Annotated in this window: 6 protein-coding genes; 4 read left to right on the top strand and 2 right to left on the bottom strand. The window is 59.5% G+C overall.

The features are described 5' to 3' along the window. Positions 1-35: 35 nt before the first annotated feature. Positions 36-1,028 carry a Fic family protein gene (locus FN633_RS11765; RefSeq protein ID WP_154057825.1) on the bottom strand — a complete coding sequence of 331 codons (993 nt, stop codon included), beginning with the start codon at positions 1,026-1,028 and terminating at the stop codon, positions 36-38. Between the two features lie 5 nt (positions 1,029-1,033). Continuing rightward, the gene (gene rsmI / locus FN633_RS11760; RefSeq protein ID WP_154057824.1) at positions 1,034-1,894 is read right to left on the bottom strand and encodes a 16S rRNA (cytidine(1402)-2'-O)-methyltransferase; all 861 of its coding nucleotides are present in this window, start codon (positions 1,892-1,894) and stop codon (positions 1,034-1,036) included. 62 nt (positions 1,895-1,956) lie between these two features. Between rsmI and FN633_RS11755 the strand changes: the two genes are divergently transcribed. Genes FN633_RS11755 through dolP form a run of 4 tightly spaced genes read left to right on the top strand, consistent with a single transcriptional unit; the run spans position 1,957 to position 5,638 of the window. Next, on the top strand, positions 1,957-4,086 hold the full coding sequence (locus FN633_RS11755) for a penicillin-binding protein activator (protein WP_154057823.1): 2,130 nt from the start codon (positions 1,957-1,959) through the stop codon (positions 4,084-4,086). Beyond that, positions 4,044-4,442 carry a YraN family protein gene (locus FN633_RS11750; RefSeq protein WP_154057822.1) on the top strand — a complete coding sequence of 133 codons (399 nt, stop codon included), beginning with the start codon at positions 4,044-4,046 and terminating at the stop codon, positions 4,440-4,442. The genes FN633_RS11755 and FN633_RS11750 overlap by 43 nt, the downstream gene beginning before the upstream one ends. Before the next feature lie 20 nt (positions 4,443-4,462). Further along, positions 4,463-5,053 carry a DnaA initiator-associating protein DiaA gene (gene diaA, locus FN633_RS11745; protein WP_042390190.1) on the top strand — a complete coding sequence of 197 codons (591 nt, stop codon included), beginning with the start codon at positions 4,463-4,465 and terminating at the stop codon, positions 5,051-5,053. Between the two features lie 9 nt (positions 5,054-5,062). Then, positions 5,063-5,638 (top strand): division/outer membrane stress-associated lipid-binding lipoprotein, encoded by a 576-nt coding sequence (gene dolP / locus FN633_RS11740; protein WP_154057821.1) that lies wholly within the window; start codon positions 5,063-5,065, stop codon positions 5,636-5,638. The last annotated feature ends 13 nt before the right edge of the window (positions 5,639-5,651 follow it).

The raw sequence follows: 5,651 nt of genomic DNA, 5'->3' as shown, positions 1-5,651 counted from the left end.
CCGGGCGGCGCTGCGCTTGCCCGGCATACGGTACGCTAGTCAATAAGACGCCAGTAACCGCCTTTCGTTGAACCGATGCGCTCCAGCCTGCCTTGTTTTTGCAGCGTCTGGAGCTGACGTTCTACCGTACGTGTCGTTACGCCAAAACGTGTGGCCATGTCGGCAATCGTGCTGGTCGGATGCCGGCGTAGCCAAACAAGATACGCCTGCGCTTTAGGTGACAATTCAAGTACCTTTTCTTCCGACATTTCTTCCGACATTTGCGACGTTGAGTTCAGTCCCTCTTTCAGTGCCGCTGCAATGTTTCCCAGCATAAACTCAATAAACAGAGTGCAGTCACTGGCCCTGTCGCATTCACCCAATACCTGGTAATACCGCTCCTGCTGGTAATGGATTAGCGTTTCTACCGGTAGCCAGGCCATTTCGGGCCGCCAGGTGCTCAAGATCAGCGTTTGCCATAGGCGTCCCATACGTCCGTTGCCGTCGGCGAAAGGGTGAATGAACTCGAACTCGTAGTGAAAAACGGAGCTGGCGATAAGCGGATGCAGATCGGTACTGTCTAGCCAGTTAAGCAGCTCATCAACGAGTCGGGAAACCTGTGAGGCTGGCGGAGCCATGTGGATAAGCATCCTGTCACGATAGATACCCACATCGTTTTGTCGGAGGTTGCCGGGGTTGTCAACCAGCCCGGCCATGAGAGTGCGGTGCGCTGAAAGCAGATCGCTAAGCCGCCCTTTACGCCAGCCTGAAAGGTGATCATACGTGAGGATAGCGTTTCTCACCTCCTGGATATCTTTTGCCGGGGCCAGCACGCGTTTACCGTCCATAATCGCCGTGACCTGTTCAGCGCTCAGGCTGTTATGCTCTATGGCCAGCGAGGCCTGAATAGTGCGGATCCGGTTCTCTTTACGTAGCAGAGGAGAGGCGCGCCCGGTCTGGGCAGCCCAGTGTCCAAGAAGCTCCCCTATCTCAATCACCAAATTCAGTATTGGCGGCGTAATAGTAAACGGCGGCTGATAGCGGCTCATAAACCTTACCCCTGCTGCTCCAGGGCATACTTATAGAGCGCATTCTTCTTCACACCGTGGATCTCGGCGGCCAGCGCGGCGGCTTTTTTCAGCGGCAGCTCGGCCTGGAGCAGTGCCAGAGTACGCAAGGCGTCGGCGGGCAGATCCTCCTCCTGAGCCTTATGCCCCTCGATAATTAGCACCATCTCGCCCTTGCGCCGGTTTTCATCTTCCTTCACCCATGCCAGCAGCTCGCCGATGGGCGCGCCGTGAATCGACTCCCAGGTCTTGGTGAGCTCGCGGGCCAGCACCACGTAGCGGGATTCACCCAGCACGGTGCAGATGTCCTCCAGGCTATCGAGCAGGCGGTGAGTGGACTCATAAAAAATCAGCGTGCGCGGCTCGGCCTCAAGCGCTTTTAGCGTATCGCGGCGGCCTTTTGATTTGGCAGGCAGAAAGCCTTCATAACAGAAACGATCCGACGGCAGCCCGGCGGCACTGAGGGCGGCAATCGCGGCGCAGGGGCCAGGGAGCGGCACCACGCGGATCCCCGCCTCGCGGCAGGTGCGCACCAGGTGGTAGCCAGGATCGTTGATCAGCGGCGTCCCGGCGTCGGAAACCAGGGCAATATTCTGCCCCTCTTTAAGCTTTGCGACCAGGGTGTCCGCCTTCTGCTGCTCGTTATGATCGTGAAGGGCAAACAGGCGGGCGCTAATGGCGAAGTGCTGCAACAGCAGGCCGGTGTGCCGGGTATCCTCTGCCGCAACTAAATCAACGCTTTGCAACACGGTCAGCGCGCGCTGGGTGATATCAGCCAAATTCCCGATTGGAGTGGGTACAATATAGAGCTGACCTTGAGAATTCTCAGCCGATTCGTGTTGTTTCATTGTTTCATCCGTATTGCCGATTTAATATTGAGCATTGCGTAAAAAATATCACTGGATACAGAATGGTACAGTCAACATTTTTCCGTTTAAAAGCAGCGCGTTGTCTGCCCGTCGTGCTGGCCGCCCTGTTTTTTGCAGGCTGTGGAACACAGACGCCAGACCAGAGCAGCGCCCATATGCAGGGCACGGCGCAGGCGGACTCTGGCTTCTATCTAAGCCAGATGCAGCACAGCACAGATGATACCAAGACCAACTGGCAATTACTCGCCATTCGTGCCCTGCTGAAAGAGGGCAAAAGCCAGCAGGCGGGCGAACTGTTTAACCAGCTGCCGCAGGAGCTGAACGACACCCAGCGTAAAGAGCAGTCGCTGCTGGCCGTCGAGCTTAAACTGGTGCAAAAGGATTTTGCTGGCGCGCAGGCGCTGCTGGCTAAGCTGAAGCCTGCCGATTTCGAGGGTAACCAGCTGGCGCGCTACTGGCAGGCGCAGATTGACGCCAGCCAGGGCCGTCCGTCGCTGACGCTGCTGCGGGCCTTAATCGCCCAGGAGCCGCTGCTGGCGGCAAAGGATAAGCAGAAAAATATTGATGCCACCTGGCAGGCGCTCTCCTCCATGACGCCGGAGCAGGCGCAGGCACTGGTGATCAATGCCGATGAGAATGTGCTGCAGGGCTGGCTCGATTTACAGCGCGTCTGGTTTGATAACCGCACCGATCCGAACATGCTGAAGGCGGGCATCAGCGACTGGCAGACCCGCTATCCGCAAAATCCTGGCGCGAAGATGCTGCCAACGGCACTGACCAACGTGCAGAATTTTAAACCTGCCTCGACCAACAAAATCGCCCTGCTGCTGCCTCTCAACGGCCAGGCAGCGGTCTACGGTCGTGCTATCCAGCAGGGTTTTGAAGCGGCGAAAAACGGTACGCCTGCCGTGAGCGGCCCGGCCACGCCAGTTCAGGTTGCCCAGGCCGCGATGGTGGGAGACGACGAGGTGGTGAGCCCTTCGCAGGCGCCGGTGGATGAGCTGACCCAGACGCAGCCTGCTGCACCAGTGGACGCGCCGGTGACTGCACCCGAAGCGACCCAGGCTCCCGCGCCCGCTGACACCGCTGCGCCGGCTGACACCGCTGCGCCGGCTGAAACCGCTGCGCCCGTGAATGCCCCTGAGGCGCAGACGCAGCCTGCCGCAACGCCAGCGGTGGCCAGCGCCCCGGCGAATCCTTCTGCCGATCTAAAAATTTACGACACCAGCTCGCAGCCGCTCGACCAGATCCTCAACCAGGTCCAGCAGGATGGTGCCAGCATTGTGGTCGGCCCGCTGTTAAAAGGTAATGTTGAAGAGCTGATGCGCAGCAACACCGCCCTTAACGTACTGGCGCTGAACCAGCCGGAGTCGGTAGAGAGCCGGGCAAATATCTGCTACTTCGCCCTCTCGCCGGAAGATGAAGCCCGCGACGCCGCGCGCCACATGTGGGATCAGGGCCGCCGTGCGCCGCTGCTGCTGGTTCCGCGCAGCGCGCTGGGGGATCGGGTCACTACCGCCTTTGCCGAAGAGTGGCAAAAACTGGGCGGCGGTACCGTACTGCAGCAGAAGTTTGGCTCCACGGCTGAACTGAAGATGGGCATTAACGGCGGGTCCGGTATCGCCCTGACCGGCACCCCGGTAACCTCCAGCCTGCCGCAGCAGCAGGGCGTAACTATTGCCGGCCTGACCATCCCGGCCCCGCCGACCGAGGCGCAGATCACCGGTGGTGGCAATGTCGATGCGGCCTATATCCTGGCGACACCGAACGAGATCGCGCTCATCAAGCCGATGATTGCCATGCGTACCGGCAGCCACAGCGGTGCGGCCCTCTACGCCAGCTCACGCAGCGCGCAGGGCGGCGCAGGCCCGGACTTCCGTCTTGAGATGGAGGGACTCCAGTTTAGTGAGATCCCGATGCTGGCAGGCAGCAACCCTGCGCTGATGCAGCAGGCGCTGCGCAGCGTCAATAGCGACTATTCGCTGGCACGCCTGTATGCCATGGGCGTTGACGCCTGGGCGCTGGCTAACCACTTCGCCCAGATGCGCCAGGTTCCCGGCTTTGAGATCAGCGGCAACACCGGCGATCTCTCGGCGACGCCCGACTGCGTGATTAACAGGAAGTTATCATGGCTCAAATACCAGCAGGGGCAGATCGTCCCGGCCAGTTAAGCCGTAAACAGACCGGCGACGCGTGGGAAGCCACGGCGCGTCGCTGGCTGGAGGGCAAAGGACTGCGCTTTATCGCCGCCAACGTACGTTCGCGCGGCGGCGAGATTGACCTGATTATGCGTCAGGGCCCCACTACCGTGTTCGTTGAGGTACGCTACCGTAAGACAGCCCGGTACGGCGGCGCAGCGGCCAGCATCACCCGCAGCAAGCAGTTGAAACTCTTATCGGCGGCGCGTTTGTGGCTCGCCCGGCACAATGGGAGTTTTGACACTGTGGATTGCCGGTTCGATGTGATAGCCTTCACCGGAAATGATGTGGAGTGGATACAAGACGCTTTTAATGACCACTCATACTAGCTGACATTATAGGGATCACCGTGCTCGAAAGAATTAAAGTCTGCTTTACGGAAAGTATTCAAACCCAGATTGCGGCGGCGGAAGCCCTGCCGGATGCGATCTCCCGTGCAGCCATGACGCTGGTTCACTCCCTGCTTAACGGTAACAAAATCCTCTGCTGCGGCAACGGCACCTCCGCCGCCAACGCCCAGCATTTTGCTGCCAGCATGATCAATCGCTTTGAAACCGAGCGTCCGAGCCTGCCCGCAATTGCACTAAACACCGATAACGTGGTCTTAACCGCGATCGCCAACGATCGGCTGCACAATGAGATCTATGCCAAACAGGTGCGTGCGCTAGGCCATGCCGGTGACGTGCTGCTGGCGATCTCCGCCCGGGGTAACAGCCGGGATATCGTAAAAGCCGTTGAGGCGGCCGTGACTCGCGATATGACCATCGTGGCCCTTACCGGCTACGACGGCGGCGAGCTGGCGGGTTTGCTGGGGCCACAGGATGTCGAAATTCGTATTCCGTCCCACCGCAGCGCGCGCATTCACGAGATGCATATGCTGACGGTTAACTGCCTTTGCGATCTGATTGATAACACGCTTTTCCCTCACCAGGATGATTAAGGAGTAGACATGAAGGCATTTTCGCCCCTTGCGGTAATACTCTCCGCGCTGCTGCTTCAGGGATGTGTCGCAGCAGCCGTGGTCGGCAGCGCTGCCGTAGGCACCAAAGCAGCCACCGATCCGCGTACCGTGGGCACGCAGGTTGATGATGGAACGCTGGAGCTGCGCGTCAACAGCGCGCTGGCTAAAGATGAGCAGATTAAGAAAAGCGCACGCATTAACGTGACCGCTTACCAGGGTAAAGTCCTGCTGGTCGGCCAGGCACCCGATACCGAACTGGCCTCGCGCGCGAAGCAGATCGCGATGGGCGTCGATGGGGCAACCGAGGTCTATAACGAGATCCGTCAGGGCCAGCCGATTAGCCTGGGCACCGCCTCGTCCGATACCTGGATCACCACCAAAGTCCGCTCCCAGCTGCTGGGCAGCGATCAGGTGAAATCGTCGAACGTGAAGGTGACCACCGAAAACGGCGAGGTGTTCCTGCTAGGCCTGGTGACAGAGCGTGAAGCCCGCGCCGCCGCCGATACCGCCAGCCGCGTATCCGGCGTCAAGCACGTGACCACGGCGTTTACGTTTATTAAGTAAGCTTGCCCGGCCT

The organism is Pseudescherichia vulneris (assembly GCF_902164725.1).
GTDB lineage: Bacteria > Pseudomonadota > Gammaproteobacteria > Enterobacterales > Enterobacteriaceae > Pseudescherichia > Pseudescherichia vulneris.
Note: the sequence above shows the minus strand (reverse complement) of the source record. Positions and strands in the feature narration are given on the sequence as shown.